The sequence below is a fragment of the Streptomyces fumanus genome (genome assembly GCF_014655295.1).
Lineage (GTDB): Bacteria > Actinomycetota > Actinomycetes > Streptomycetales > Streptomycetaceae > Streptomyces > Streptomyces fumanus.
The window spans coordinates 162,872-189,553 of record NZ_BNBI01000005.1 but is presented as its reverse complement, the minus strand read 5'-3'; the positions used below and the strand labels follow the sequence as shown (position 1 = coordinate 189,553).

Below are 26,682 nucleotides of genomic sequence, written 5' to 3'. Positions count from 1 at the left end.
GGCGACCGCCGTCCGCGCCCACACCTGAGCCGCCCCGACCGTGATTCCCCCGTCCCGGTCGGGGCTTTCTGCTGTCCCGGAAGCGCCGGAGCCGCCCGGGAGTCCGGCGGAGTCCGCTTGCGCGGGCCGCGCCCGGGGTACCCGGGGGCCTCACCTGCGGAACACAGCGGCCGAGAGGAGCGGATGGTGAGCAGCGCGGCGGGCAGCAGGGTCGTGGTCACGGGGGCCACCGGCAACGTGGGTACGAGTGTGGTGCGGCTCCTCTCCGAGGATCCGGAGGTCGGCTCGGTGCTGGGCCTGGCCCGGCGGATCCCCGAGTGGTCGCCGGCGAAGACGGAGTGGGCCGCGGCCGACCTGGGCGCCGGCCCGGACGACCTGGTCGGGCTGTTCTCGGGGGCCGACGCCGTGATCCACCTGGCGTGGGCGTTCCAGCCCACCCACGATCCGGCGACGACCTGGCGGACCAACGTCCTCGGGTCGCTGCGGGTCTTCGAGGCGGTGGCCGCGGCCGGGGTGCCGGTGCTGGTGCACGCCTCCTCGGTCGGCGCGTACTCGCCGGGGCCGAAGAACCGGGCGATCGACGAGTCCTGGCCGACGCACGGCTGGCCGGACGCCGCGTACTGCCGGGAGAAGGCGTACCTGGAGCGCGCCCTGGACATCTTCGAGCGGGACCACCCGGGGATCCGGGTGGTGCGGATGCGGCCGGCGTTCCTGTTCAAGCGGTCGTCGGCGAGCGAGCAGCGCCGCATCTTCGGCGGCAAGTACCTGCCGGGGCCGCTGGCCCGCCCGGAGCTGCTGCCGTTCCTGCCGGACGTGCCGGGGCTGCGGATGCAGGCGCTGCACACGGCGGACGCGGCGAACGCGTACCGGCTCGCGGTGCGCACCGAGGACGCGCGGGGCCCGTACAACCTGGCGGCCGAGCCGCCCGTCGACGCGGAGCTGCTCGGCGAGCTGGTCGGTACCCCGCGGCGGGTGAGGGTGCCGCGCCCGGCGGCGCGCGCGGCGATCGCCGCGGCCTGGCGGCTGCGGCTGCTGCCCGCCTCCCCGCACCTGTTCGACGCGGTGCTGCGGCTGCCGCTGATGGACTGCACGCGCGCGCGTGCCGAGCTGGGGTGGCGGCCGGAGCACACCGCCACCGAGGTCCTGGAGGAGTTCCTGAAGGGGTTCCAGGAGGGCGCCGGTGCCGCCACGGAGCCGCTGCGGGGCCGCAAGGTGGGCTGATCCCGCGGCGGCTCCGGGCCGGCCGGTGTCAGGCGGAGGGCTCGTCGGGCACCGGCTGGTCGGGGTCGTCCGCGCTCGCGTGCGGCGCGCCCCGCCGTCCGGTCCCCGCCTCGTCGGTGTCGGGCACGTCGGTGCCGTCCTCGTCCTCGTCCGCCCCGGTGTCCCCGCGGGCGGCGAGGCCGGGGGCGACGTCCCAGGGGTCCTCGCCCGCGTCGGCCTGCTGGTCCGGCAGGTCGCGGGGCACGGGGGCACCGTTCTCGCCGGGTCCCTCGGCGCGGTGGTCGGTCACGGCGTCTCCCTCCTGCTGTGCTGCGGGTCCCCGTCCGGTCGGATGCCGGACGAGCGGTTCCGGGTACCGTCCGCGCCGCCCGGCGAAACCTCAGTGCGGGGTCCGCTCCTGGAGCGCGGTGCGCCAGGCGGGCACGGGGTCCTGGGGCGCGGGTTCGGGGCGCCGGCCGCCGCGCGCGAAGAAGCCGGCCAGCGGCAGGATCGCGGCGCCCACGGTCACCGCGTCGGGGCCGAGCCGGCCCAGGTCGACGGTGACCTTCTCGGCGGGGTGGCGCAGCGCGTAGGACAGGGCGTGGCGGCGTACGGCGGGCAGGAAGCGGGTGCCGAGCTGGAGGCCGGCCCAGCCGCCGATCAGGATGCGTTCGGGCTGGAAGAGGTTGATCAGGTCGGACAGGCCGGCGCCCAGGTACTCGGCGGTCTCGTCGAGGACGGCGAGCGCCACCGGGTCGGGTGCGGCGCCGTCGGGCGGATAGGCGGCGGCGAGCATGGCGGTCAGCGCCGTCTCCTCGTCGGTGCCGTCGGGGACCCGGCCGCCCTCCTCGTGCCAGCGGGCGAGCAGGGACTCGGCGCCCGCGTACGCCTCCAGGCAGCCGAGGGCGCCGCAGCGGCAGCGGCGTCCCCGGACCCGTACCGTCAGGTGCCCCCACTCGACCGCCCGGCCGTGCTCGACCTCGGGGGTGACCAGGCAGGCGCCGACGCCGGAGCCGAAGAGGACGACGATGGCGTTGCGGGCGCCGCGGCCGGCGCCGAACCACATCTCGGCCTGGCCGAGCGTCTTGGCGCCGTTGTCGATGAGGTAGGGCACGGTGTCCGGCAGCGGGGAGCGGGCGCGCAGCAGCTCCTCCAGGGGGACGGCGTCCCAGCCGATGGTCTGCCCGTGCACCACGGCACCGCGGTCGGGGGTGTGCTCGACGATGCCGGGGACGCCGATCCCGGCGCCGAGCAGGTCCTCGGGGGCGCGGCCGGCGGTGGCGAGCACCTCGGCGATGCCGTCGCGGATGTGGCCGACGACCACGTCGACATCGTGCCGCTGGGGGGCGAGGGGGCGTTCGGCGCGGGCGAGTTCGGTGAGGGTGAGGTCGAAGAGCTCGACGCGGACCCGGGTCTCGCCGACGTCCACGCCGATCATGTGCCCGCTGCCGGGGGCGACCCGCAGCAGGGTGCGGGGCCGGCCGCCGTCGGAGCCGACGCTGCCGGCCTCCTCGATCAGTCCGTCGGCGGCCAGGTCGGCGACGACGTTGCTGACCGAGCCCGAGCTGAGGCCGGTGGCCGGGCCGAGCTCGAAGCGGCTGAGGGGTCCGTCGAAGTAGAGCCGCTGGAGGACGGCCGTGCGGTTCGCCCTTCTGAGGTCGCGTACCGTGCGCCCGTTCCGCCCCGCCGCCATGTGGCTCCCTCCGCACCCGTGCCCGACCCGCAAGATACCCAACGGGGACGGCCCGCCGCGACTTTCCCTGCCACTTAATTCACGCCCTGAGCTAAGAGAGGGCGGGAAATACAGTGGCCACTCACCCAAAGGGCTACCTAGCATAGGCGTGCGCCTAGGATCCCTAGGTTTCCTTCCATCCCTCAGGAGCCCCCGTGAAACCCCTCACCGAGCAGGACATCCGCGCCTCGTTCATCAACTGCTCCAAGGGCGAGGCCAAGCGCGTCAACATCCCCCGCGACCTGGACGAACGCCCCTGGGACGACCTCGACTTCCTCGGCTGGCGGGACCCGGGCGCCCCCGACCGCAGCTATCTGGTCGCCGGCCTCGGGGACCGCCCGGTCGGCGTGGCCCTGCGCTTCCAGCCCGCCCGGCCCGGCTTCCTGCACCGCAGCATGTGCGCGCTGTGCCTGACCACCCATCCGCGCGGCGGCGTCTCCCTCATGACCGCCCGCAAGGCGGGCCCGGCCGGCCGCGACGGCAACTCGGTCGGCCTCTACATGTGCACCGACCTCGCCTGCTCCTTCTACGTACGCGGCAAGAAGACCCCGGAGGCCGGGGGCCGCTTCGAGGAGAGCCTCACCCTGGAGGAACAGATCGCCCGCACCACGGCCAACCTCTCCGGCTTCCTGGACAAGCTGACGGCCTAGCGGCCCGCGTGGGAGCGGAGCGGGGAAGATCCGGGCGGCTAGCGTCCGTTTCGTCACCGTACGTTCGACACACGCGGGGAAGGGGAACAGAGGCGAGGATGCTCGATGTACGTGATCTTTCGGTGTCCTTCGCCCGATCGTTGCGCAAGGCGCACCGGGACCCTGTGGTGGTGCAGGCGGTCCGCTCGGCCGCCGCGGCCTCGATCGCCTATGTGATCGCGGTGCGGCTGAGTCCGGAGCCGGCCCCGCTCACCGCTCCCCTCACCGCGCTGCTGGTCGTCCAGGTCACCCTGTACGCCACGCTGAAGATGAGCATCCGCCGGGTGAACTCCGTGGTGGCCGGGGTGCTGGTCGCCATCGCCTTCAGCGTGGTGGTGGGCCTGAGCTGGTGGAGCCTGGCGCTGATCATCCTGGCGGCGCTGGGCGTGGGGCATCTGGTGCGGGCGCACGAGTTCACCGCCGAGGTGGCGATCAGCGCCATGCTGGTGCTCGGGGTGACCTCGCACGGGGCGCTGGCGTGGGCCCGGGTGGTGGAGACGCTGATCGGCGCCGTCGTCGGACTCGCCTTCAACCTGGTCCTCGCGCCCCCGGTGTGGGTGGAGCAGGCGGGCGAGTCGATCGAGGGGCTGGCCCGGCGGGTGCGGCAGCTCATGCTGCGCGTCGGCGAGGAGGCGTCCGGGCAGACCCCGTTCCACGAGGCGGCCGCCCGGCTGCACGAGGCGCGCCGGCTCGACCACGAGATCGCCGAGGTCGACGAGGACCTGCGGCAGGCCGAGGACAGCCTGCGGTTCAACCCCCGGGTACGGGAGGGGCTGCTGCACCGGGTGGTGCTGCGCACCGGTCTGGACACGCTGGAGATCTGCACCGTCGTCCTGCGCGTCCTGGCGCGCACCCTGACCGACCTGGCCAAGGAGCGCGAGCCGGAACCGCTGTTCGCGCCCGAGACCGGCGCCACCCTGGAGCAACTGCTGGCCGAGATCTCCGACGCCGTGGTCAGCTTCGCGGTCCTGGTCACCACCAGCGTCAGCGAGAACGCCGAGTCCGCGGAGGAACGGCTCTCCGCCGAACTGCGGCAGGCCGCGGTGACCCGGGACAAGCTCGCCGGGCTGCTGCGGGCGGAGGTCGAGCGCGGCACCCGGCAGTGGCAGCTCTACGGCGCGGTCCTGACCGAGGTCGACCGCATCCTGGACGAGATGGACACCGAGCACCGCTCGCGCCGCCTGCTGGAGGAGCTGGACCGGCACACCCGGGAACTGCGCGAGAGGCTGCCCCGGCTGACCCGGCTGCGGGACCGCCTCCGGCCGGTGCGGCGCCTGCGGCGGAACCGCACGGCCGCCGGACGGCGTTCCTGAGGGCGAGGGGCCGCCGCCGGGGCCCCGCGACCGCGACGCGGACCCAGGGGGGCCGACGATGAGCGACAGCGCCGTACGGATCGAGGGGAACTCGCTGCAACTGCCGGGCGGCGTGGTGGTGCGGTTCATGCGCACCCTGCGGCTGCCCGAGACCGGGACGCATCCGCTGCCGCCGGGGCTCGGGGAGTTCCCGGTGCGCCGGGTCGCGGACTTCGCGGACACCGTGCCCGCGTCCTGGCGGGCGCGCGGCGGCGTCCTGCTGCCGGTGTACCTGCGCGAGGCGATGTGGCTGGGCTTCGGCGCCACCGAGCCCGCCGCGCTCCAGGTCGGCGTCGGCAAGGTGTGCGCGGTCTCCGGCCGGCCCTGGAGCGACCGGCTCGCCCGGGACCCGCAGAACTACGTGGTGCTCCCCCGGCAGCCCTGGCTGGACGGCATCAACTCCGGCAAGGGCACGGTCCGTCAGTTCGTGGCCGTGCCGCTGGGCCTGGGCGCCACCGTCGAGGGCCAGGTCACCGGCGAGGAGACCTGGGGCGGCGTACAGCTCCAGACGTTCCCGCTGACCGGCGCGGCACTGGCCCGCTGGCGCGAGCGGCGGCGGCGCACGGGGAGCCGGTACCGGGGGGGCGGGCCCGCCCTGCCGGCGGGGACGGCGGCCGCCGCTCCCCGGGGCCCGGCCATGGGGCTGGGTGCCGGCGGAACCATGCGGCAGGAGGTGTACCGCGACGACCGGCCGGCGACGGACTGGGCGGAGCGGCCCGCGGGCCGGGTCTTCGTCCATCTGGTGACACCGCCCGACTGGCGGCGCATCACCGGTGAGGAGCCCCCGCCGTCCCCGGTGGACCGCGCGGCCTACACCCGGGCCGGCCTGCCCTGGTTCGACTACTACGACGACGCCGCCGACCTCGCCCCGGCCGGCCCCCTCGAGGGCGTCGCCCCGGTCGGCGACTGGCTCGGCGACGAACACGAGCCGTGGCAGATGCCGGCGCCCGGCCAGGTGCTGCCCCTGGGGGACGCGGCGGGGCGGCCGGTGGAGGACGGCGAGTGGTAGCCGCCCTCCTTCGGGGCCGGGGGCGTCCGGGTCAGCCGTCGCGGTCGGTGCGCCGCCGGTGCAGGGCGCGGGGGCAGGGCGCGCCGTCCGCCCGGCCGAGCAGGACGTGGACCCGCTCGGTGAGCTGGGCGAGGTCGTCGGCGGGGCGGTGGAACGGCAGGCGTACGTCGCCGTGGGCGCGGGCCCGTTCGATGCGCAGCGTCAGTCCGTGCCGGTCGACGGCGAGGGGCCGCACCCGGACCGCGCCGTGCAGGCTCGCGGGGTCGACGAGCCGGGTGAGCCGCTCCACCGCGTCGCCGTGGCGGTCGGCGAGGTGGGTCAGCAGATGGGCCTCGGCGGTGGCCAGCGGATCGGGCGCGGCGGCGGCGAACTCCTCGCGGTCGACCACCACCGCCCCGGCGGACTGCCGCAGCACCAGCCGCGTGGGGTGGAAGACGAGATGGCCCTCCCCCGCGGTCAGCCGGCCGGCGAGCCAGAGCCGGGCGCGGATCCTGCTGCGCACCGGGACGGGCGCCACGTCGGCGAACTCCAGGACGGCCGACGGCTCCCCCCGGGGCGCGCAGATCGCCGCGGCGGGCAGCGCGCTGTCCTCCGGCACCCGCAGCAGCACCCGGCCGTCGCCGGTCACGCTGTGCGCGCCGGTGAACTCCTCGCGGCCGGCCTCCGACGTCACCGCGCAGGACCACGCGGCGGCGAGCACCGACCGGGCGCGCTCCGCCGCGGCGGGCGCCGCCGCCCAGGTCTGGCCGTCACCCATCCCAACCTCCTTAGGTAAGCCTCACCTAACCTATCGGAGATCGGAGGGCGCGCCAACCACGGCCCGCCTCCCGCACCGGGAGCCGCTCAGCGCCCGATGGCACCGAGCAGCGCGCGAGCGCACAGGTCGCGCACCTCGGTGCGCGACAACTCCCCCGCGCGCAGCCACTCCAGGCAGACCGCGGTGGTGAAGGCCAGCCAGCCGTGCACGGCCACCGTCGTCTCGGGCCGCCCGGCGAGCTCCGGGCCGAACTCCGGGTCGGCGGCGAGCGCGGCGAGGATCTGCCGCCGCTGCACGGCCAGCGCCCGCCGGTAGACCCCGCGCACCGCCCGGTCCCCGGCCGCGTCGGCGCGGTGGAAGGCGCGGTAGCCGTGCGCGTGCTCCTCGACGTGCCGCAGATACGCGTCGAGCGCGGCGTCGAGCTGCTCGCGCACCGGGACGCCGGGCACCGCCGCCGTCATCCGCAGCATCCGCTCGCTCTCGCGCTCGACGACCGCCGCGAAGAAGTCCCGTTTGGTCGGGAAGTAGTGGTACAGCAGCCCCCGGGAGACCCCGGCTATCTCGGCCACCTGCTCGATCCACACCTCGTCGTACGGACGGTCCGAGAACAACCGCGCCCCCACCGTGAGCAGTTGCTCCCGGCGTTGGGCGGTGCTGAGCCGGCGGCGCGTGCGCTCTCCCTGGTCGGCGGCCATGCCCCGCACCTTACTTGACGGCGGTTCAGCGCCGGGACGACACTGGGCGCGCTATTGAATCCACGTACAACACGCGCACGTTCAGGGACGACTCGCCCACGGACAACGGAGATCGCGTCATGGCGGAGACGAGGAACGGACTGCCGAAAGGGTTCCGCAGCGCCGAGCTGGGCTGGCCCGAACTGCACCGAATACCCCACCCGCCGCACCGGCTGCCGCTGCTCGGGGACGTGCGGGGCGCGGACCGGGCCAACCCGATCCAGGACACGCTGCGGTACGCGCGCGACCTGGGGCCGATCTTCCGGCGGCGGGTCTTCGGCAAGGAGTTCGTGTTCGTGTGGGGTGCCGCGCTCGCCGCCGACCTCGCGGACGAGTCGCGGTTCGCCAAGCACGTGGGCCTGGGCGTGGCCAATCTGCGGCCGCTCGCCGGGGACGGGCTGTTCACCGCGTACAACCACGAGCCCAACTGGCAGCTCGCGCACGAGGTGCTGGCCCCCGGGTTCAGCCGCGAGGCGATGGCGGGCTACCACCCGATGATGCTCGACGTGGCCGGGCGGCTGATGGCGCACTGGGACCGGGCGGCGGCGGCCGGGGAGACGGTGGACGTGCCCGGCGACATGACGAAGCTGACGCTGGAGACCATCGCGCGCACCGGGTTCGGGCACGACTTCGGGTCCTTCGAACGGGCCCGGCCGCACCCGTTCGTGACCGCGATGGTGGGCGTCCTCGCCCACGCCCAGCGCCTCAACACCGTCCCCGCGCCGCTCTCCCCCTGGCTGCTGCGCCGGGCGCACCGGCGCAACGCGGCCCACATCGCCTACCTCGACCGCACGGTCGACGACGTGGTGCGCGCCCGCCGCTCCGGCCGGCGCTCCGGCCCCGCCGGCGGTGACCTGCTCGACCTGATGCTGGAGACCGCGCACCCGGTCACCGGGGAGCGGCTGTCGGCCGAGAACGTCCGCCGGCAGGTCATCACCTTCCTGGTCGCCGGGCACGAGACCACCTCCGGCGCGCTCTCCTTCGCGCTGCACTACCTCTCCCGGCACGCCGGGGCCGCCGCCCGCGCCCGCGCCGAGGTGGACCGGGTCTGGGGCGGCACGGCGGTGCCGGGCTACGAGCAGGTGGCCAAACTGCGGTACGTGCGCCGGGTGCTGGACGAGTCGCTGCGGCTGTGGCCGACCGCGCCGGCCTTCGCCCGGGAGGCCCGCGAGGACACCCTGCTCGGCGGGGTGCACCCGATGCGGCGGGGGGCGTGGGCGATGGTCCTGACGTCGATGCTGCACCGGGACCCGGAGGTGTGGGGGCCGGACGCCGAGGAGTTCGACCCGGACCGGTTCGAGGCGAAGGCGGCGCGCTCGCGGGCCCCGCACACGTTCAAGCCGTTCGGGACGGGGGCGCGGGCGTGCATCGGGCGGCAGTTCGCGCTGCACGAGGCGACCCTCGTCCTCGGCCTGCTGCTGCGCCGGTACGACCTGCGGGCCGACCCGGGCTACCGGCTGCGGGTGACGGAACGGCTGACGCTGATGCCGGAGGGACTGCGGCTGCGTCCGGAGCGGCGGGGGGCGGGCGGCTCCGGGGCGGCGGGGGCGGCCTCGCCGGTAGCCGGGGCGTCCGTGGCGGCGTCGGCGGGGGCGTCCGGGCCGGGCCCGTCGGCCGCCGGGGCGGCGGAGGCGCGGCGGGCCGTCGTGCCCGCGCGGGGGGCCGGGGCGGAGGGGTCAGCCGCCCGCTGTCCAGTGCGCGGGGCGGGTGACTGAGTCCGGCAGACGGGTGCCGGCGCTGCCGCGGGCCGCGGTGACCTGGGGCTGGGTCAGGAAGAACGCGCCCGTGAGGTCCGCGTCCGTCAGGTCGGTGTCCCGCAGGTCCGCGCCGATCAGGTCCGCGCCGCGCAGATCCGCGCCGGTGAGGTCGGCGGCGATCAGACAGGCCCCGCGCAGGTCGGCGCCGCTGAGGTCGGCGCCCCTGAGGCGGGCCCCCAGCAGGTCGGCGTGCCGGCGGTTCTTCTTCCGGCCGCGCGTCCCGGCGCGGGCCAGCTCGCTGGTGCGCAGCAGCAGGACGTTGACCTCCTGCCGGTGCGCGGGCACGTCCAGCGCGGCCAGTTCCCCGGGGGTGCCGGACGCCAGCGCCTCGGTGCGCTCCCGCATCCGGCGCAGCTCGGCGTGGAGGGGCCGGGCGGCGGGCAGGGTCAGCGCCTCGGTCAGATAGCGCAGCAGCTCGTGCAACTGGCGGACGACCGGGAAGACCTCGGTCATGCGGCGCAGATGTCCGGGCGGGCCGGTGCGCCAGTCCCGGCCGCCGAAGGTGACCTGGGAGACGCGCTGCCCGGCGCCGAAGCAGTCGTAGACCGTGCAGCCGGTGAAGCCCCGCTGCCGCAGTTGGTCGTGGATGCCGCAGCGGTGGTCGTCGCCGAGGTTCGGGCAGGGCCGCCCGGCCGGCTTGTCGAGGGCGAAGTCCGACGACGCGGCGAACGGCAGGGCGACGCAGCACAGCCCGAAGCACCGGGCGCAGTCGCCGCGCAGTCCGGCCAGGTCCGCCGTGTGATCACGCATGCCGACAGCATACGGAACTGCTGTTCGACCCTCGGTCAGGTGTCCAGGCCGGGCAGCTCCAGACGGGCCAGCCGCTCCGGGTCGGCCAGGATGTACAGACCGGTGATCCGCCCGTCGACGACGGTGACGGTGAGGACCGACTCCGGCCGGCCACCGCGGACGGCGAGCAGTCCGGCCGCGCCGTTGACCGTGACCGGCCGCGCCTCGGCGGTCGCGGTGCGCTGGTAGAGCCGCGCCTGTTCGGCCACCGTGCGGGCGCCGCGCACCAGCCGGGACAGGCCGGCGCCCGCGTCGGCCCGCAGCACCACGTCGGGGTGGAGCACGGCCAGGAGCGCCTCGAAGTCCCCGGCGCGGCTGGCGGCGAGGAAGGCGTCCAGCGCCGCGCGCTGCCGCCCGAGGTCGGGGTCGGCCGCGGGGGTCGCGTCGCGCACCCGGCGCCGGGCCCGGCTGGCCAGTTGCCGGGTGGCGGCCGGGGTGCGCTCCACGATCGCGGCGATGTCGTCGAACGGCACGGCGAACAGGTCGTGCAGCACGAAAGCCAGCCGCTCGGCGGGCTCCAGCCTCTCCAGGACCACCAGCAGGGCCAGGCCCACCGAGTCGGTGTGCAGCGCCTCCTGCTCCGGGTCGGTGCGCGGCAGCGCCCGCACCACCGGGTCCGGCACGAAGGTGTCGGGCATGGGCTCCTCGCGGCGGGCGGTGCGGGAGCGCAGCAGGTCCAGGCAGATCCGGCCGGTGACGGTGGTCAGCCAGCCGCCGAGGTTGTCCACCCCGTCGGCACCGGCGCGGTCCAGCCGCAGCCAGGTCTCCTGGACGGCGTCCTCCGCCTCCGCGAGGGAGCCGAGCATCCGGTACGCCACGGCCCGCAACTGCCCGCGGTGCTCCTCGAACCGGTCGGCCAGTCGCGCGGCGGCGTCGGCGGGCGGGGGCTCCGGCGGGCTGGTCATCGGCTCGGTCATGCCCGCAGACTAGCGCCGCCCGCCGACAGCGGGGCCGTGTCTCACGCCTCGTCGCGGACGAGGGACAGCAGGCGGTCCAGGACGCGGGCGCCGCCGACGTGGACGCCGTCGTGTTCGAACTCGTCGGTGACCCAGGTGCGCAGGCCCCGGATCGCCCGGGCGGTGGTCAGGGCGTGGGCGGTGTCGACGTACATGTCGTCGTGGTAGACGGCCGCGGCGACCGGCACCTCGTTGGCGGCGAGGCGGGCGGGGTCGTACAGGGGGGTCCAGCCGGTGCGGGCGGCGAGCAGGTCCGCGGTCTCGCGCAGCGGGCGCAGGGCGGGGTCGCAGTCGAACGTCCAGGGGTGCACGGACTCGCCGGTGAACAGCAGGGGTTCGTCGCCGGCCAGGGCCTTGGCGGCGTCGAAGCGGGGGAACTCGGCCCGGACCCGCTCGGCCGACCAGTCGGTGGGGCGTTCGTCCTGGGCGTAGATGGCCTCGTGGATCAGGGCGTACAGGGGGTGGCCGGCGTAGGAGAGCCGGGCCTGGACCTGTTCCTGGAAGGCGTCGGAGAGTTCGGGGCCGGCCGGGGTGCGGACGAAGGCGTCCTCCAGCAGGTGGTGCAGGCGGTGGCTGCCGTCTCCGCTGCCCAGCACGGCGCCCAGCGACTGGAACGCCTCCACGGTGAGCCGGTAGCCGTTGGGCAGGACCACGTCGTGGGCGAGGAGGTGGTCGGCTATGCGGCGGGCGCGTTCGACGTCCTGCGGGTAGCGGGCGTAGTGCGCGGCCACCTTGCGGGCGATGCGCGGGTAGGCGGCCCGGTAGACGTCGTCGGCGTGCGCGTCCAGGGAGGGCAGGCCGCCGGTGATCAGCGCGGCGGCGAGGCCCTCGGGCGCCAGGGACAGGTAGGCGACCGTGCAGAAGCCGCCGAAGCTCTGGCCGAGGACGGTCCAGGGGGCGCCGCCGGTGACCTGGGGGCGGATGGCCTCGCAGTCGCGGACGATGGAGTCGGCGCGGAACAGGGTGAGGTGGCCGGCCTGGGCGGCGGGGCCGCCGGCGAGCGGCAGCGTCTGCCGGTTGACGGGGGTGGAGGCGCCGGTGCCGCGCTGGTCGAGCAGGAGGACCCGGTACTCCTCCAGGGCGCGGCCCAGCCAGGCCGTGTCCCGGCCGGTGAAGCGGGGGGCGCCGAAGCCCGGGCCGCCCTGGAGGTAGACCAGCCACGGCAGGTCCTGGTCCTCCTTGTCGCTCGCGACCACCTCACGGGCGTACAGCTCGATCGTCCGCCCGTCGGGGGCCGAGTGGTCGAGGGGCACGGTGAAGCGGCGGTCGGTGAGGACGACGCCGGGCTGGCGGTAGCGGACGCTCAACGAGGACTCCCGGGGCGGACGGATCTTTTACGGCGGTTTCCCAGTTGAGCACACGCCCCTGCGGCCCCGGCGGCCGGGATCACGACATCCTGCGGTCAGCGAGCGGCCAGGCTGGAGCGCCGTACGACCAGTTCCGGCTGGAGGACGACCCGGCGGTGCTCGTGCCGCTCGGCCGCGTTCGCCGCCTCGGTCTCCTCCAGGAGCAGCCCGGCGGCGAGCGCGCCCATGGTGACGGCGGGCTGGCGTACGGAGGTCAGCGGGACGGCCGCGGCGGCGGCGAACTCGATGTCGTCGTAGCCGACGATGGCGAGGTCGTCGGGGACGGAGACGCCGGCCGCGAACATGGCCTGCAGGACGCCGAGGGCGAGCAGGTCGTTGGCGCAGAACACGGCGGTGGGCCGGTCGGCGAGGCCGAGCAGCCGGGCCCCGGCGTCCCGTCCGGCGGCGACGTCGAGGCGCTCGGTGGGCAGCTCGCGCAGCGCGTCGGGGCCGAGCCCGGCCTCGGCGAGGGCCTCCAGGGCGCCGATCCGGCGGTCGCGGACCTGGTGCAGTCCGGGGGGTCCGCTGACGTAGGCGAGCGAGCGGTGTCCGGCGTCCACGAGGTGGCGCACGGCGAGCGCGCCGCCCGCGACGTCGTCGACGGAGACCGAGCACTCGGTGGTGCCCTCGGCGACGCGGTCGACCAGGACGAAGGGGATGTTGTGCCGCCGGAAGGCGTCGATGTTGCGGCCGGTGGCGTCGGCGGGGGTGAGCAGCACGCCGCGCACCCGCTGTTCGGCGAAGAGCGAGAGGTACTCGGCCTCCTCGCCGGGGTTCTGGGCGCTGTTGCAGACCATCACGCCGAGTCCGGCGTCCCGGGCGGCGCGTTCGGCGCCGCGGGCCACGTCCACGAAGAAGGGGTTGCCCATGTCGAGGACGAGCAGCCCCATGATGCGGCTGCGGCCGGCCCGGAGCTGACGGGCGGACTCGCTGCGGACGTAGCCGAGCCGGTCGATCGCGGACAGCACGCGCGCGCGGGTCTCGGTGGCGACGGTGTCCGGGCGGTTGATGACGTTCGAGACCGTGCCCACGGAGACTCCGGCGGCTCGGGCGACGTCCTTGATACCCACCGACTGGGCCATCGGGCAGGGACCTCCAGGGTCGGGCTAGGGGGCTACGCGGCAGGCGCGGAAGTGGCCGGAAGACCTCACATTACCGCCGCCCCGCCACAAGGACCCCCATCGGCGGGGCGGCGGTCGGCGGAGCTGCCGGCTCCGCGTCAGGCCAGGTGGAACACCTCGGTGAGCGGCTTCATCGCCTCGTCGGGGCGGGACCCGTCGAGGGCTTCGAAGAAGGGTGCCATCTCGGCCTGCCAGCGGGCGTTGACCTCGGTGGCCTCCATGCCGGCCCGCGCGGCGGCGAAGTCCTCCGTCTCCAGGTAGCCGACGAGCAGGCCGTCGTCCCGCAGGAAGAGGGAGTAGTTGTGCCAGCCGGTGGCCGAGAGGGCGGCCTTCATCTCGGGCCACACGGCGGCGTGGCGTTCGCGGTACTCGGCGAGCTTGTCCTCGCGGACCTTGAGCAGGAAACAGACGCGCTGCATGACGTACCGCTCCTCACCAGTCGGTTACGGCGTATCAGAAGTCGAACTCGTCGATGTTGCCGGCGTCGAACACGGTCGGCTTGCCGAGGGCGATCACGCCGTTGGCGCCGATGGTGTACTCGCCCATGGCACCGGCCTTGAAGGTCTCGCCCTCCTTGCCGGTGATCTGCCCGGAGGCGAGGGCGACGGCGGTGCGGGCGGCCAGTTCGCCGAGCTTGGCCGGGTCCCACAGCTCGAACGCCTCGACGGTGCCGTTCTTGACGTACTTGCGCATGTCGTTGGGGGTGCCGAGGCCGGTCAGCTTGACCTTGCCCTTGTACTTGGAGCCGGACAGGTACTGGGCGGCGGCCTTGATGCCGACGGTGGTCGGGGAGATGATCCCCTTCAGCTTCGGGTACTCCTGGAGCAGGCCCTGGGTCTGCTGGAAGGACTGCTGGGCGTCGTCGTTGCCGTAGGCGACCTTGACCAGCTTCATGTCCTTGTACTCGGGGTCCTCCAGTTCCTTCTTCATGAACTCGATCCAGGTGTTCTGGTTGGTCGCGGTCTGCGCGGCCGACAGGATCGCGATCTCGCCGCGGTAGTCGAGCTGCTCGGCGAGGAGCCGCACCTCGGTGCGGCCGAGGTCCTCGGCGGACGCCTGCGAGATGAAGGCGTTGCGGCACTCGGGCTTGGTGTCGGAGTCGTAGGTGACGACCTTGATGCCGCCCCGCAGGGCCTGCTTGAGCGCCGTGCACAGGGCGCCCGGGTCCTGCGCGGAGACGGCCATCGCGTCGACCTGCTGCTGGGTGAGCGTGTTGACGTAGGAGACCTGGCCGGAGGTGTCGGTGGCGCTGGACGGGCCGACCTCCTTGTAGGCGGAGCCGAGTTCCTTCAGCGCCTTCTCGCCGCCCCGGTCGGCGACCGTGAAGTACGGGTTGTTGACCTGCTTGGGCAGGAAGCCGACGGTCAGGCCCTTCTTGGTCGCGGCGTTCGGGTCGGCCTTGCCGGCCGAGGCGGCGGCGCCGCCCTCGTTCTTGACGTCCTCCTTGGTGGTGCCGCCGCAGGCGGTGGCGGCCAGGGCGAGGGAGGTGACGGCGGCGAGGGCCGCGCCGGCACGGCGGATCGACGACTTGCGCATGGCGGGTTTCCTTAGGGCAGGTGGCGGGGGCGGCGTTCAGGTGGTCGGTGCGGGCGTGTTGGACGCCGGTGGTGGTGCCGATGCGGCCCGGCGGCCCGCCCGGGCGGCGGAGATCTGGCGTGCCACCCGGGGGCCGAGCACGGACAGGACGAGCAGCACTCCGGTGACGACGATCTGGGACTGAGCGGAGACGTCTTGCAGGCTCATGACGTTCTGCAGGGCGCCCAGCAGGAAGACGCCGGCGATCGCGCCGCCGAGCGTGCCCTTGCCGCCGTCGAAGTCGATGCCGCCGAGGAGAACGGCGGCGACGACGGACAGCTCCAGGCCGGTGGCGTTGTCGTAGCGGGCGCTGGCGTAGTGCAGCGCCCAGAAGACGCCGGTCAGGGCGGACATCAGGCCGGTGACCGTGAAGAGGATCAGCTTCTGCCGCTTGACCCGGATGCCGGCGAAGCGGGCGGCCTCCTCGCCGGCGCCGATGGCGAACAGGGCGCGGCCGAACGGGGTGGCGTGCAGCGCGACCACGGCCACCACGAGCAGGACCAGGAACGGCAGGAAGGCCCGGGGGACGAAGGAGTCGCCGACCCGTCCGGCCGCGAAGTCCAGGTACTGCGCGGGGAAGTCGGTGACGGCGTCGGAGCCGAGGACGATCTGCGCGATGCCCCGGTAGGCGGCCATGGTGCCGATGGTGACGGCCAGCGAGGGCAGTCCGAGCCGGGTGACCAGCAGGCCGTTGACCAGGCCGCAGACCACGCCGAGCAGCAGGCAGAGCGGGACGATCGCCTCGATGGCCAGGCCCTGGTTCCACAGGGCGCCCAGCACCGCGCCGGAGAGTCCGGCGGTGGAGGCGACGGACAGGTCGATCTCGCCGGAGACCACCAGCAGGGTCATCGGCAGGGCGATCAGGGCGATCGGCAGGGTGTTGCCGAGCAGGAAGGACAGGTTGAGGGCGTTGCCGAAGCCGTCGACGAAGCCGAAGGACAGCAGCAGGACCACCAGGAGCAGGGCGCCGACCACGGTGTCCCAGCGGACGGCGCGCGTGAGCGTGGAGTCAGCCATGGCGGGCGTTCCTCTTCTTCAGTGCGGTGGCCAGGCGCAGGGCGACGATCCGGTCGACCGCGATGGCCAGGATGAGCAGGATGCCGTTGATGGCCAGCACCCAGACCGAGCTGACGCCGAGGGCGGGCAGCACGCTGTTGATGGAGGTCAGCAGCAGCGCGCCGAGGGCGGCGCCGTAGACGCTGCCGGAGCCGCCGGTGAAGACGACGCCGCCGACCACGACCGCGCTGACGACGGTGAGTTCGTAGCCGTTGCCGGTGCCGGAGTCGACGTTGCCGAACCGGGCCAGGTAGAGGGCGCCGGCCAGGCCCGCGAGGGCGCCGCAGAAGGTGTACGCGGCCAGGATCCGCCGGCGCACGGGGATGCCGGCCAGCCGGGCGGCCTCGGGGTTGGAGCCGAGCGCGTACAGCTCGCGTCCGCCGCCGAAGTGCTTGAGGTAGTAGGCGGTGGCGACCAGCACGGCGAGGGCGATCAGCGCCAGGTACGGCACCGCCCAGACGCCGCCGGCGCCGAAGTCGACGAAGCCGCCGGGCAGGTCGGCCGCGGTGATCTGGCGGGAGCCGACCCAGATGGAGTCGATGCCGCGGATGATGTAGAGGGTGCCGAGGGTGACCACCAGGGCGGGCACCTGGCCGAGGCTGACCAGCAGGCCGTTGAGCAGGCCGAAGCCGATGCCCAGCAGCACCGCGAGGGCCACGGCGACGACCGGGTGCTGGCCGCCCTGGAGGCAGGTGCCGGCGGCGAAGGCGCTGATGCCGAGGGTGGAGCCGACGGAGAGGTCGACGTTGCGGGTGATGACCACCAGGGACTGGCCGGTGGCGACCAGCACCAGGATGGTCGCGTTCAGCAGCAGGTCCTTGACGCCCTGGACGGACAGGAACTCGCTGTTGCCGGCCTGGGTGACGGCGATCATCACCAGGAAGACGACCAGGATGGCCAGTTCGCGCATCTTGACGATGCGGTCGACCAGCTTGGCGGCGCCGGCCCGCGGCGCCTCGGCGACGGGGGCTCGGTCGGGGGTGGTGACCGTCATGCGGCGGCCCTCCCGGTGGCTGCGGCCATCACGGTTTCCTCGGTGGCGTCGGTGCGGTCGAGTTCGGCGGTGAGCCGGCCCTCGTGCATCACGAGCACGCGGTCGGCCATGCCGAGCACTTCCGGCAGGTCGGAGGAGATCATCAGGACGGCCACCCCGTCGGCCGCCAGGTGCGACAGCAGCCGGTGCACCTCGGCCTTGGTGCCGACGTCGATGCCGCGGGTGGGCTCGTCGACGATCAGCACCTTGGGGCCGGTGGCGAGCCACTTGGCCAGCACGACCTTCTGCTGGTTGCCGCCGGACAGGGTGCTGACGGCGTCGGCGAGCCGGGCGTACTTGACCTGGAGCCTGACCGCCCAGTCCAGGGACCGGCTGCGCTCGGCGCCCCGGTCCATCAGTCCGGCCTTCGTGGTGCCGCGCAGTCCGGTGAGGCCGATGTTCCGCTCGATGGACATGTCCATCACCAGGCCCTGGGCCCGGCGGTCCTCGGGGACCAGGGCGAGCCCGGCGGCCATCGCGGTGGACGGGGCGCCGTTGACCAGTGCCCTGCCGTCGACCTCGACCTCCCCGGCGTCCCAGCGGTCGATGCCGAACACGGCGCGGGCCACCTCGGTGCGGCCGGCGCCGACCAGTCCGGCCAGCCCGACGATCTCGCCGCGCCGCACCTCGAAGGAGACGTCGGTGAAGACGCCCTCGCGGGTCAGCCGGCGCACGCTGAGCACGGTCTCGCCCGGGGTGACCTCCTGCTTGGGGTACAGCTCGTCGAGGTCGCGGCCGACCATGCGGCGCACCAGGTCGTCCTCGGTCATGCCGTCGAGAAGCTCGCTGGCGACGAAGGCGCCGTCGCGCAGGGTGGTGACGCGCCGGCAGATCTGGAAGATCTCCTCCAGCCGGTGGGAGATGAACAGCACGGCGGCGCCCTGGTCGCGCAGGGTGCGCACCACGCCGAACAGCCGGGCGACCTCGCTGCCGGTGAGGGCGGCGGTGGGCTCGTCCATGATCAGGACGCGGGCGTCGAAGGAGAGCGCCTTGGCGATCTCCACGATCTGCTGGTCGGCGATGGACAGGCCGCGGGCCGGCCGGTCCGGGTCGAGGTCGACGCCCAGGCGCCGCATCAGCTCGGCCGTGGCGGCGCGGGTGGCCTTGTGGTCGATCCGGCCGAGCGCGCGCCGCTTCTGCCGGCCCATGAAGATGTTCTCGGCGATCGACAGGTCCGGGAAGAGGGTCGGCTCCTGGTAGATCACGGCGATACCGGCGTCGCGGGCGTCGCCGGGGCCGTGGAAGGCCACCGGTTCCCCGTCGAGCAGGACCTGCCCGGCGTCGGGGCGGTGCACCCCGGCGAGCGTCTTGATCAGGGTGGACTTGCCCGCGCCGTTCTCGCCGGCGAGGGCGTGCACCTCTCCGGGGAAGAGGTCCAGGGAGACGTCCCGCAGGGCGCGGACCGCGCCGAAGGACTTGGACACGTCCCTGAGCGCGAGAACCGGGTCCGGACCCGTGTCGGACGGGTGGGTCATGAGGGCTCCTCGACGACGCCTGCGGGACGGCCCTCACAGCGTCGTGAAAGGTTTCAACTGGGTTGCCGGGACGTTAGGCAGGCGGGGGATGCCACGTCAATGGGTGCGGGCCGAAAAACTTTCGATACCCGAAGGTCACAAAGGAGTCACGGCGCTCCGGATCGGGCGGAGGGCTTGACACCCCTCCGGGCGCCTCATAACTTCGCGTTCTGAATCGTTTCACACACATGGTCGTACGCGAGGGTGGTGCGACCCGACGTCACAGGAGCCGACGTGACCGAGACCGCCGCGGTGAAGGCCGCGCTGAAGACCCAGGCCGTCGAGACGCCGTCGTGGGCGTACGGGAACTCGGGAACCCGGTTCAAGGTGTTCGCGCAGGCGGGCGTGCCCCGCGACCCGTTCGAGAAGCTCGACGACGCGGCCAAGGTGCACGAGTTCACGGGCGTGGCGCCGACCGTCGCCCTGCACATCCCGTGGGACCGGGTCGAGGACTACACCGCGCTGGGCAAGCACGCCGAGGAACGCGGCGTGAAGATCGGCGCGATCAACTCCAACACCTTCCAGGACGACGCCTACCGGCTCGGCAGCGTCTGCCACCCCGACGCCGCGGTGCGCCGCAAGGCGGTCGACCACCTGCTGGAGTGCGTCGACATCATGGACGCGACGGGGTCGAAGGACCTGAAGCTGTGGTTCGCCGACGGCACGAACTATCCCGGGCAGGACGACATCCGGTCCCGGCAGGACCGGCTCGCCGAGGCGCTCGCGGAGGTGTACGAGCGGCTCGGCGACGACCAGCGGATGCTGCTGGAGTACAAGCTGTTCGAGCCGGCGTTCTACACCACGGACGTGCCGGACTGGGGCACGGCGTACGCGCACTGCCTGAAGCTGGGCGAGAAGGCCCAGGTCGTGGTGGACACCGGGCACCACGCGCCGGGCACCAACATCGAGTTCATCGTGGCGACGCTGCTGCGCGAGGGCAAGCTCGGCGGGTTCGACTTCAACTCGCGGTTCTACGCCGACGACGACCTGATGGTCGGCGCCGCCGACCCGTTCCAGTTGTTCCGGATCATGTACGAGGTGGTGCGCGGCGGCGGGTTCACCCCGGACGTGGCGTTCATGCTCGACCAGTGCCACAACATCGAGGCGAAGATCCCGGCGATCATCCGGTCGGTGATGAACGTGCAGGAGGCGACGGCGAAGGCGCTGCTCGTGGACGGCGAGGCGCTGGCCGCGGCGCAGGCCGCGGGGGACGTGCTGGAGGCGAACGCGGTGGTGATGGACGCGTACAACACGGATGTGCGGCCGTTGCTGCGGGAGGTCCGGGAGGAGATGGGGATCGATCCCGAACCGCTGAAGGCGTACCGGGCGTCGGGGTGGGGCGAGCGGATCGTCGCCGAGCGGGTCGGCGGGCGGCAGGCGGGGTGGGGGGCGTGAGCGTCTACCGGGTTCTGTGATGTGCGGGCTGCGGGCCGGTGTGTGGCTGGTCGCGCAGTTCCCCGCGCCCCTTCGGGGCGCTCACCTTCCTCTTCGTCGCAAAGGACTGAACAGACATGGCACCTCACCCCGAAGCCGACGCCCTTCTCTCCCGTTCGCACCGCCTCGGCTCCGACCCCCGGAACACCAACTACGCGGGAGGCAACGCCTCCGCGAAAGGCACCGCCACCGATCCCGTCACCGGAGGTGATGTGGAGCTGATGTGGGTGAAGGGGTCCGGCGGGGACCTCGGGACGCTCACCGAGGCGGGGCTGGCGGTGCTGCGGCTGGACCGGCTGCGGGCGCTGAAGGACGTGTACCCGGGGGTCGAGCGTGAGGACGAGATGGTCGCCGCGTTCGACTACTGCCTGCACGGCAAGGGCGGCGCCGCGCCGTCCATCGACACGGCGATGCACGGCCTGGTCGAGGCCGCGCACGTGGACCACCTGCACCCCGACTCCGGGATCGCGCTGGCCTGCGCGGCGGACGGCGAGAAGCTGACCGCCGAGTGCTTCGGCGACTCGGTGGTGTGGGTGCCCTGGCGCCGCCCCGGCTTCCAGCTCGGGCTGGACATCGCGGCGGTGAAGGAGGCCCACCCGGGGGCCATCGGCTGTGTGCTGGGCGGGCACGGCATCACCGCCTGGGGCGACACCAGCGAGGAGTGCGAGCGCAACTCGCTGCACATCATCCGCACCGCCGAGCGGTTCCTGGCCGAGCGCGGCAAGGCGGAGCCGTTCGGCCCCGTGATCGAGGGGTACGAGCCGCTGCCCGAGGCCGAGCGGCGGGCGCGGGCCGCGGCCCTCGCGCCGTACGTCCGGGCCGTCGCCTCCCAGGACCGGCCGCAGGTCGGGCACTTCACCGACTCCGACGTGGTGCTGGACTTCCTCTCCCGCGCCGAGCACCCGCGCCTGGCCGCGCTGGGCACCTCGTGCCCGGACCACTTCCTGCGCACCAAGGTCCGCCCGCTGGTCCTGGACGTGGCGCCGGGCGCCCCGCTGGAGGAGGCCATCGCGCGGCTGACGGAGCTGCACGCCGCGTACCGCGAGGAGTACGCCGCCTACTACCGGCGGCACGCCGGGCCCGACTCCCCCGCGATGCGCGGCGCCGACCCGGCGATCGTGCTGGTCCCGGGCGTGGGCATGTTCAGCTTCGGCAAGGACAAGCAGACCGCGCGGGTGGCCGGCGAGTTCTACGTCAACGCCGTCAACGTGATGCGGGGCGCCGAGGCGGTCTCCACGTACGCGCCGATCGAGGAGTCGGAGAAGTTCCGCATCGAGTACTGGGCGCTGGAGGAGGCCAAGCTCCGGCGGATGCCGAAGCCCAAGGCGCTCGCCACCCGGGTGGCGCTGGTGACCGGCGCGGGCAGCGGCATCGGCAAGGCCATCGCGCACCGGCTGGCCGCCGAGGGCGCCTGCGTGGTCGTCGCCGACCTGAACGGGGAGAACGCGGCGGCCGTCGCCGAGGAGCTGGGCGGCCCGGACCGGGCCGTCGCGGTGACCGTGGACGTCACCGACGAGGAGCAGATCGCCGCGGCCTTCCGGGCGGCGGTGCTGGCCTTCGGCGGGGTCGACCTGGTGGTCAACAACGCGGGCGTCTCGATCTCCAAGCCGCTGCTGGAGACCTCCGCGAAGGACTGGGACCTCCAGCACGACATCATGGCCCGCGGCTCCTTCCTGGTCTCCCGCGAAGCGGCCCGGGTGATGATCGCGCAGGGGCTCGGCGGTGACATCGTCTACATCGCCTCGAAGAACGCCGTGTTCGCCGGCCCGAACAACATCGCCTACTCCGCCACCAAGGCCGACCAGGCCCACCAGGTGCGGCTGCTCGCCGCCGAACTGGGCGAGCACGGCATCCGGGTCAACGGGGTCAACCCCGACGGCGTGGTGCGCGGTTCGGGCATCTTCGCGGGCGGCTGGGGCGCCCAGCGGGCCGCCGTGTACGGGGTGGCGGAGGAGAAGCTGGGCGAGTTCTACGCCCAGCGCACCCTGCTCAAGCGCGAGGTGCTGCCCGAGCACGTGGCCAACGCCGTGTTCGCGCTGACCGGCGGGGAGCTGACGCACACCACCGGCCTGCACGTCCCGGTCGACGCCGGTGTGGCCGCGGCCTTCCTGCGATGAGCGCGGCGTCGTACGCCGCGGTCGACCTCGGCGCGTCCAGCGGGCGCGTGATGGTCGGCCGCGTCGGCCCCGGCACCCTGGAGCTGACCGAGGCGCACCGCTTCCCCAACCGTCCGGTGCGGGTGCCCGAGGGGCTGCGCTGGGACGTGCTGGGGCTGTACGCCGGGATCCTGCGCGGGCTGCGGGCGGCGGGGCCGGTGGCGTCGGTGGGCGTGGACAGTTGGGCCGTGGACTACGGGCTGCTGGACGCGGACGGGGCGCTGCTGGGCAACCCGGTGCACTACCGCGACGCCCGCACCGAGGGCGTCGCCGAGCGGGTGTGGGCGACGCTGCCCCCCGCCGAGCTGTACGCGGCGACCGGGTTGCAGTACGCCCCGTTCAACACCCTGTACCAGCTCACCGCCGCCCGCGGCACCGCCCAACTGGCCCAGGCCAGGCGGCTGTTGCTGATCCCGGACCTGATGACGTACTGGCTCACCGGCGAGCAGGGCACCGAGCTGACCAACGCCTCCACCACCCAGTTGATCGACCCCCGCACCCGGGACTGGGCGCACGGGGTCGCCGAGCGGCTCGGCATCGACCTGGGCCTGTTCCCGCCGCTCAGGCGGCCCGGCGATCCGGCGGGCGTGCTGCGCCCGGAGGTGCTGGCGGAGACCGGGCTGACCGGGCCGGTGCGGGTGACGGCGGTCGGCTCGCACGACACCGCCTCGGCGGTGGCCGCCGTACCGGCCGGCGGTGAGCGCTTCGCGTACATCTGCACCGGCACCTGGTCGCTGGCCGGTCTGGAGCTGACCGCGCCGGTGCTGACCGAGGCGAGCCGCGCCGCCAACTTCACCAATGAGCTGGGGCTGGACGGCACGGTCCGCTATCTGCGCAACATCATGGGGCTGTGGCTGCTCCAGGAGTGCCTGCGGGAGTGGGGCGACCCGGAGCTGGCCGGCCTGCTGCGCCGGGCCGCCGAGGTGCCGGCGCTGCGGTCGGTGGTGGACGCCGGTGACGCGGCGTTCCTCGCGCCGGGCCGGATGCCGGAGCGGATCGCCGGGGCGTGCCGCGCCTCGGGGCAGCCGGTGCCGGTGACGCCCGCCGAGATCACCCGGTGCATCCTGGACTCCCTCGCCCTCGCCCACCGCCGGGCCGTGCGGGAGGCGCAGGAGCTGGCCGGGCACCCGGTGGACGTGGTGCACATCGTGGGCGGCGGCACCCGCAACGCCCTGCTGTGCCAGTCCACCGCCGACGCCTGCGGGCTGCCGGTGGTGGCCGGGCCGGCCGAGGCCGCCGCGCTCGGCAATGTGCTGGTGCAGGCCCGCGCCGACGGTCTGGTCGGCGACCTGGCCGGGATGCGCCGTCTGCTGGCGCGCACCCAGGCGCCCGTCCGCTACGAGCCGCGGGGCGGCACCGCGCGCTGGCGGGCCGCCGAGGCCCGGCTCACCGCCCGGTGAGCCGGGTCCGCGCCGGCCCTGACCTGCCCATTACGCTGCTTTCGTCCGATGTTCTTCCAGTACAAGGAGCCGCGATGCGTGTCGCCCTGTTCCTGACCTGCGTCAACGACACGCTGTATCCCGACACCGGCCGTGCCGTGGTGAAGCTGCTGACCAGGCTGGGCGTCGAGGTCGACTTCCCGCCCGCCCAGACCTGCTGCGGGCAGGCCCACTACAACACCGGCTACCGGCACGAGGCCGAGCCGCTGGCCCGGCATTTCTCCGATGTCTTCGGGGAGTACGAGGCGATCGTGACGCCGTCGGGCTCCTGCGGGGCGATGGTGCGGGAGCTGTATCCGCGGATGGGTGAGCGGGCGCGGGCCGAGGGCCGCGGGAGCGCCCTCGCGGCGGTGCTGGCGCCGGTGGTGCCGAAGACGTACGAGCTGACGGAGTTCCTGGTGGACGTGCTGGGGGTGACGGACGTCGGCGCGTACTACCCGCACACGGTGACGTACCACCCGACCTGCCACGGGCTGCGGAGCCTCGGGCTCGGTGAGCGGCCGCTGCGGCTGCTGCGGGCCGTGAAGGGTCTTGAGCTGGTGGAGTTGCCGGGCGCGGACGAGTGCTGCGGGTTCGGCGGCACCTTCGCCGTGAAGAACGCCGACGTGTCCGCGGCGATGGGCGCCGACAAGGTGCGCAACGCCGAGTCGACGGGCGCGCGGGTGCTGTGCGCCGCCGACAACTCGTGCCTGATGCACATCGGCGGCACCATGAGCCGGCTCCGGGTGGACATGCGGCCGGTGCACATCGCGGAGATCCTGGCGAGCACGGAAGAGGAGGCGGCCGGATGAGCGGGACCTTCGTGGGCATGCCCGCCTTCCCCCGGGCGGCCCGTACGGCGGTGCGCGATACGACCCTGCGCGGCAATCTGCGGCACGCCACCCGCACCATCCGCGGCAAGCGGGCGCAGGCGGTCGCGGAGCTGGCCGACTGGGCGGAGCTGCGCGAGGCCGGCCGGCGCATCAAGGACCACACCCTGCGCCACCTCGACCGCTATCTGGAGCAGGTGGAGGAGGCGGTGACGGCGGCGGGCGGCACCGTGCACTGGGCCGCCGACGCCGACGAGGCCAACGCGATCGTCGCCCAACTGGTCAAGGAGACCGGCGAGTCGGAGGTCGTCAAGGTCAAGTCGATGGCCACCCAGGAGATCGGGCTGAACGAGGCCCTCGAAGCGGAGGGCATCCGCGCCTACGAAACCGATCTGGCCGAGCTGATCGTGCAGTTGGGCCGGGACCGGCCCTCGCACATCCTGGTCCCGGCCATCCACCGCAACCGGGGCGAGATCCGGGACATCTTCGCCCGTGAGATGGGCGCCTGGGGCCGCCCGGCGCCCGAGGGCCTGACCGACCGCCCCGCCGAACTCGCGGAGGCGGCCCGGCTGCACCTGCGGGAGAAGTTCCTGCGGGCCAAGGTGGGCATCTCCGGGGCCAACTTCGTGGTCGCCGAGACCGGCACCCTGGTCGTCGTGGAGTCCGAGGGCAACGGCCGGATGTGCCTGACCCTGCCCGAGACGCTGATCTCGGTCGTCGGCATCGAGAAGGTGGTGCCGACCTGGCGGGACCTGGAGGTGTTCCTGCAGACCCTGCCGCGCTCCTCGACCGCCGAGCGCATGAACCCGTACACGTCGATGTGGACCGGCACCACCGACGGCGACGGGCCGCGCGCCTTCCACCTGGTCCTGCTCGACAACGGCCGCACCGACACCCTCGCCGACGAGGTCGGCCGCCAGGCCCTGCGCTGCATCCGCTGCTCGGCCTGCCTGAACGTCTGCCCGGTGTACGAGCGGGCCGGCGGCCACGCCTACGGGTCGGTGTACCCGGGCCCGATCGGCGCGATCCTCAGCCCCCAACTGCGGGGCACGGGCAGCGAGATCGACGCCTCGCTGCCGTACGCGTCCTCGCTCTGCGGGGCCTGCTACGAGGTGTGCCCGGTCGCCATCGACATCCCCGAGGTGCTGGTGCACCTGCGGGAACGCGTGGTGCGGGGCGGTCCGGCGACCCGGGACGGCAACAAGGTCGTCCTGCGCCCGGCCAAGGGCCACGCCGCCGAGCGGGCCGCGATGCGGGCGGCGCGGTGGGCGTTCACCCGCCCCGGCGCGCTGCGCGCGGGGCAGCGGCTGGCGTCGCGGACCCGGCGCTTCCATCCGCGCACGCTGCCCGGTCCGGGCCGGGCGTGGAGCGCGAGCCGGGACCTGCCGGCGGTGCCGGCGGAGCCGTTCCGCGACTGGTGGCAGCGGACCCGGGGTGGAAAGGACACGGACAGGTGAGCGGCAGGGAACGGGTGCTGGGCCGGGTGCGGCGCGCGCTGGCCGACGTACCGCGCGAGGAGGTCCCGTACGAGCAGGCGGTGCCCCGGGGGTATCTGCGCGAGCACGGCGGCCGGAGCGTCGCGGAGACGGTGGAGCTGCTCGCGGAGAACCTGGCGGACTACCGGGCGCTCGTGCACCGCTGCACGGACACCGGACTGCCGTCGCTGATCGCCGGGTTGCTGCGGCGGCACGGGTCGGCGTCGGTGGTGGTGCCGCCCGGCCTCGACCCGGGCTGGCTCGCGGAGACCGAGGTCACCCGGGTCGCGGACACGGCGGACGGCACCCCGCGCGCCCTGGACGGCGTCGACAGCGTGGTCACCGGCTGCGCCGTCGCCGTCGCCGAGACCGGCACGATCGTGCTGGACGGCTCCCCCGACCAGGGCCGCCGCCGCATCACGCTCGTGCCGGACCACCACATCTGTGTCGTCCGGGTGCCTGGTCAGGTGGTCGCCTCCGTGCCGCAGGCGCTCGGACGCCTCGACCCGGCCCGCCCGCTGACCTGGATCTCCGGCCCGTCGGCGACCAGCGACATCGAGCTGGACCGGGTCGAGGGGGTGCACGGCCCGCGCACCCTGGAGGTGGTGCTGGTGACGGTCCGGTAGCCGCCGCCCGGGCGGGGTGGTGCTGGGTACACCCCGCGATACGGGTTCTGCGCCCCGTGTGCCCGCACCGCCGTCTCCGTAGCGTCGTGGTGAGGCACAGGGCGTGCCGTACGGAGGGTGATG

General features: G+C 74.1%; 24 protein-coding genes. 11 read left to right on the top strand and 13 right to left on the bottom strand.

Annotation, left to right across the window (positions count from 1 at the left end; translation table 11 throughout):
* The first annotated feature begins 186 nt into the window (after positions 1 to 186).
* The gene (locus IE316_RS12635; protein ID WP_190204352.1) at positions 187 to 1,221 is read left to right on the top strand and encodes an SDR family oxidoreductase; all 1,035 of its coding nucleotides are present in this window, start codon (positions 187 to 189) and stop codon (positions 1,219 to 1,221) included.
* A 28-nt stretch (positions 1,222 to 1,249) separates the two neighbouring features.
* Here the strand turns inward: IE316_RS12635 and IE316_RS12630 are convergent, their stop codons facing one another.
* Together IE316_RS12630 and IE316_RS12625 are read right to left on the bottom strand one after the other, a co-directional pair.
* Positions 1,250 to 1,510: a hypothetical protein gene (locus tag IE316_RS12630; RefSeq protein WP_190204351.1), complete on the bottom strand. Its 261-nt coding sequence runs from the start codon at positions 1,508 to 1,510 to the stop codon at positions 1,250 to 1,252.
* A gap of 90 nt (positions 1,511 to 1,600) precedes the next feature.
* The gene (locus IE316_RS12625; protein ID WP_190204350.1) at positions 1,601 to 2,893 is read right to left on the bottom strand and encodes an ROK family transcriptional regulator; all 1,293 of its coding nucleotides are present in this window, start codon (positions 2,891 to 2,893) and stop codon (positions 1,601 to 1,603) included.
* Between the two features lie 194 nt (positions 2,894 to 3,087).
* On the opposite strand from IE316_RS12625, the gene IE316_RS12620 reads away from it, so the two are divergent.
* From IE316_RS12620 to IE316_RS12610, 3 genes are all read left to right on the top strand, one after another.
* Positions 3,088 to 3,582, top strand: a complete 495-nt coding sequence (locus IE316_RS12620) for an FBP domain-containing protein (RefSeq protein WP_190204349.1) — start codon at positions 3,088 to 3,090, stop codon at positions 3,580 to 3,582.
* A 98-nt stretch (positions 3,583 to 3,680) separates the two neighbouring features.
* Positions 3,681 to 4,934, top strand: a complete 1,254-nt coding sequence (locus tag IE316_RS12615) for an FUSC family protein (RefSeq protein WP_190204348.1) — start codon at positions 3,681 to 3,683, stop codon at positions 4,932 to 4,934.
* Positions 4,935 to 4,992: 58 nt separating this feature from the next.
* Entirely contained in the window at positions 4,993 to 5,982 is a 990-nt protein-coding gene (locus tag IE316_RS12610; RefSeq protein ID WP_190204347.1) for a hypothetical protein, read from the top strand.
* Between the two features lie 31 nt (positions 5,983 to 6,013).
* Here IE316_RS12610 and IE316_RS12605 read toward each other — a convergent pair whose 3' ends face one another.
* A complete protein-coding gene (locus IE316_RS12605; RefSeq protein WP_190204346.1) occupies positions 6,014 to 6,739 on the bottom strand; it encodes a DUF2470 domain-containing protein in 726 nt (241 codons plus the stop codon).
* An 86-nt stretch (positions 6,740 to 6,825) separates the two neighbouring features.
* Entirely contained in the window at positions 6,826 to 7,434 is a 609-nt protein-coding gene (locus tag IE316_RS12600) for a TetR/AcrR family transcriptional regulator (RefSeq protein ID WP_190204345.1), read from the bottom strand.
* A gap of 119 nt (positions 7,435 to 7,553) precedes the next feature.
* On the opposite strand from IE316_RS12600, the gene IE316_RS12595 reads away from it, so the two are divergent.
* The gene (locus IE316_RS12595) at positions 7,554 to 9,188 is read left to right on the top strand and encodes a cytochrome P450 (protein ID WP_190204344.1); all 1,635 of its coding nucleotides are present in this window, start codon (positions 7,554 to 7,556) and stop codon (positions 9,186 to 9,188) included.
* Here IE316_RS12595 and IE316_RS12590 read toward each other — a convergent pair.
* The 9 genes from IE316_RS12590 to IE316_RS12550 all read right to left on the bottom strand — a co-directional run bounded on the left by IE316_RS12590 (position 9,150) and on the right by IE316_RS12550 (position 18,581).
* The gene (locus IE316_RS12590; protein WP_190204343.1) at positions 9,150 to 9,980 is read right to left on the bottom strand and encodes a pentapeptide repeat-containing protein; all 831 of its coding nucleotides are present in this window, start codon (positions 9,978 to 9,980) and stop codon (positions 9,150 to 9,152) included. The two genes, IE316_RS12595 and IE316_RS12590, sit on opposite strands and share 39 nt — an antisense overlap.
* A gap of 35 nt (positions 9,981 to 10,015) precedes the next feature.
* Positions 10,016 to 10,936, bottom strand: coding sequence for a sigma-70 family RNA polymerase sigma factor (locus tag IE316_RS12585; protein ID WP_229910361.1), 921 nt, complete (start codon positions 10,934 to 10,936; stop codon positions 10,016 to 10,018).
* A gap of 41 nt (positions 10,937 to 10,977) precedes the next feature.
* Complete coding sequence (locus IE316_RS12580) at positions 10,978 to 12,282, bottom strand: alpha/beta fold hydrolase (protein ID WP_190204342.1); 1,305 nt, start codon at positions 12,280 to 12,282, stop codon at positions 10,978 to 10,980.
* A 95-nt stretch (positions 12,283 to 12,377) separates the two neighbouring features.
* The gene (locus IE316_RS12575; protein WP_190204341.1) at positions 12,378 to 13,403 is read right to left on the bottom strand and encodes a LacI family DNA-binding transcriptional regulator; all 1,026 of its coding nucleotides are present in this window, start codon (positions 13,401 to 13,403) and stop codon (positions 12,378 to 12,380) included.
* Positions 13,404 to 13,540: 137 nt separating this feature from the next.
* A complete protein-coding gene (locus IE316_RS12570) occupies positions 13,541 to 13,861 on the bottom strand; it encodes an L-rhamnose mutarotase (RefSeq protein ID WP_190204340.1) in 321 nt (106 codons plus the stop codon).
* Between the two features lie 34 nt (positions 13,862 to 13,895).
* Entirely contained in the window at positions 13,896 to 14,978 is a 1,083-nt protein-coding gene (gene rhaS / locus IE316_RS12565; RefSeq protein ID WP_190204339.1) for a rhamnose ABC transporter substrate-binding protein, read from the bottom strand.
* 36 nt (positions 14,979 to 15,014) lie between these two features.
* Positions 15,015 to 16,034 (bottom strand): ABC transporter permease, encoded by a 1,020-nt coding sequence (locus tag IE316_RS12560; protein WP_190204338.1) that lies wholly within the window; start codon positions 16,032 to 16,034, stop codon positions 15,015 to 15,017.
* Complete coding sequence (locus IE316_RS12555) at positions 16,027 to 17,067, bottom strand: ABC transporter permease (RefSeq protein WP_190204337.1); 1,041 nt, start codon at positions 17,065 to 17,067, stop codon at positions 16,027 to 16,029. Before IE316_RS12555 ends, IE316_RS12560 begins: the two co-directional genes overlap by 8 nt.
* Positions 17,064 to 18,581 (bottom strand): sugar ABC transporter ATP-binding protein, encoded by a 1,518-nt coding sequence (locus IE316_RS12550; protein WP_190204336.1) that lies wholly within the window; start codon positions 18,579 to 18,581, stop codon positions 17,064 to 17,066. Before IE316_RS12550 ends, IE316_RS12555 begins: the two co-directional genes overlap by 4 nt.
* Positions 18,582 to 18,854: 273 nt before the next feature.
* Between IE316_RS12550 and rhaI the strand changes: the two genes are divergently transcribed.
* From rhaI to IE316_RS12520, 6 genes are all read left to right on the top strand, one after another.
* Positions 18,855 to 20,015: an L-rhamnose isomerase gene (rhaI, locus tag IE316_RS12545; protein WP_190204335.1), complete on the top strand. Its 1,161-nt coding sequence runs from the start codon at positions 18,855 to 18,857 to the stop codon at positions 20,013 to 20,015.
* A gap of 116 nt (positions 20,016 to 20,131) precedes the next feature.
* Entirely contained in the window at positions 20,132 to 22,171 is a 2,040-nt protein-coding gene (locus IE316_RS12540; RefSeq protein ID WP_190204334.1) for a bifunctional aldolase/short-chain dehydrogenase, read from the top strand.
* Positions 22,168 to 23,610 (top strand): rhamnulokinase, encoded by a 1,443-nt coding sequence (locus tag IE316_RS12535; protein ID WP_190204333.1) that lies wholly within the window; start codon positions 22,168 to 22,170, stop codon positions 23,608 to 23,610. Before IE316_RS12540 ends, IE316_RS12535 begins: the two co-directional genes overlap by 4 nt.
* A gap of 74 nt (positions 23,611 to 23,684) precedes the next feature.
* Positions 23,685 to 24,440: a (Fe-S)-binding protein gene (locus IE316_RS12530; protein WP_190204332.1), complete on the top strand. Its 756-nt coding sequence runs from the start codon at positions 23,685 to 23,687 to the stop codon at positions 24,438 to 24,440.
* Positions 24,437 to 25,915 carry a LutB/LldF family L-lactate oxidation iron-sulfur protein gene (locus tag IE316_RS12525; protein ID WP_190204331.1) on the top strand — a complete coding sequence of 493 codons (1,479 nt, stop codon included), beginning with the start codon at positions 24,437 to 24,439 and terminating at the stop codon, positions 25,913 to 25,915. The genes IE316_RS12530 and IE316_RS12525 overlap by 4 nt, the downstream gene beginning before the upstream one ends.
* A complete protein-coding gene (locus IE316_RS12520; protein ID WP_190204330.1) occupies positions 25,912 to 26,559 on the top strand; it encodes a LutC/YkgG family protein in 648 nt (215 codons plus the stop codon). Before IE316_RS12525 ends, IE316_RS12520 begins: the two co-directional genes overlap by 4 nt.
* Positions 26,560 to 26,682 lie beyond the last annotated feature (123 nt).

What these genes read in the sequence shown, in the direction of transcription:
- IE316_RS12625 (WP_190204350.1), bottom strand. Translation starts at nt 2,893, where the DNA reads ATGGCGGCGGGGCGGAACGGGCGCACGGTACGCGACCTCAGAAGGGCG.
- IE316_RS12615 (WP_190204348.1), top strand. Translation starts at nt 3,681, where the DNA reads ATGCTCGATGTACGTGATCTTTCGGTGTCCTTCGCCCGATCGTTGCGC.
- IE316_RS12610 (WP_190204347.1), top strand. Translation starts at nt 4,993, where the DNA reads ATGAGCGACAGCGCCGTACGGATCGAGGGGAACTCGCTGCAACTGCCG.
- IE316_RS12605 (WP_190204346.1), bottom strand. Translation starts at nt 6,739, where the DNA reads ATGGGTGACGGCCAGACCTGGGCGGCGGCGCCCGCCGCGGCGGAGCGC.
- IE316_RS12600 (WP_190204345.1), bottom strand. Translation starts at nt 7,434, where the DNA reads ATGGCCGCCGACCAGGGAGAGCGCACGCGCCGCCGGCTCAGCACCGCC.
- IE316_RS12595 (WP_190204344.1), top strand. Translation starts at nt 7,554, where the DNA reads ATGGCGGAGACGAGGAACGGACTGCCGAAAGGGTTCCGCAGCGCCGAG.
- IE316_RS12590 (WP_190204343.1), bottom strand. Translation starts at nt 9,980, where the DNA reads ATGCGTGATCACACGGCGGACCTGGCCGGACTGCGCGGCGACTGCGCC.
- IE316_RS12585 (WP_229910361.1), bottom strand. Translation starts at nt 10,936, where the DNA reads ATGACCGAGCCGATGACCAGCCCGCCGGAGCCCCCGCCCGCCGACGCC.
- IE316_RS12575 (WP_190204341.1), bottom strand. Translation starts at nt 13,403, where the DNA reads ATGGCCCAGTCGGTGGGTATCAAGGACGTCGCCCGAGCCGCCGGAGTC.
- IE316_RS12570 (WP_190204340.1), bottom strand. Translation starts at nt 13,861, where the DNA reads ATGCAGCGCGTCTGTTTCCTGCTCAAGGTCCGCGAGGACAAGCTCGCC.
- rhaS (WP_190204339.1), bottom strand. Translation starts at nt 14,978, where the DNA reads ATGCGCAAGTCGTCGATCCGCCGTGCCGGCGCGGCCCTCGCCGCCGTC.
- IE316_RS12560 (WP_190204338.1), bottom strand. Translation starts at nt 16,034, where the DNA reads ATGGCTGACTCCACGCTCACGCGCGCCGTCCGCTGGGACACCGTGGTC.
- IE316_RS12555 (WP_190204337.1), bottom strand. Translation starts at nt 17,067, where the DNA reads ATGACGGTCACCACCCCCGACCGAGCCCCCGTCGCCGAGGCGCCGCGG.
- IE316_RS12550 (WP_190204336.1), bottom strand. Translation starts at nt 18,581, where the DNA reads ATGACCCACCCGTCCGACACGGGTCCGGACCCGGTTCTCGCGCTCAGG.
- IE316_RS12540 (WP_190204334.1), top strand. Translation starts at nt 20,132, where the DNA reads ATGGCACCTCACCCCGAAGCCGACGCCCTTCTCTCCCGTTCGCACCGC.
- IE316_RS12535 (WP_190204333.1), top strand. Translation starts at nt 22,168, where the DNA reads ATGAGCGCGGCGTCGTACGCCGCGGTCGACCTCGGCGCGTCCAGCGGG.
- IE316_RS12530 (WP_190204332.1), top strand. Translation starts at nt 23,685, where the DNA reads ATGCGTGTCGCCCTGTTCCTGACCTGCGTCAACGACACGCTGTATCCC.
- IE316_RS12525 (WP_190204331.1), top strand. Translation starts at nt 24,437, where the DNA reads ATGAGCGGGACCTTCGTGGGCATGCCCGCCTTCCCCCGGGCGGCCCGT.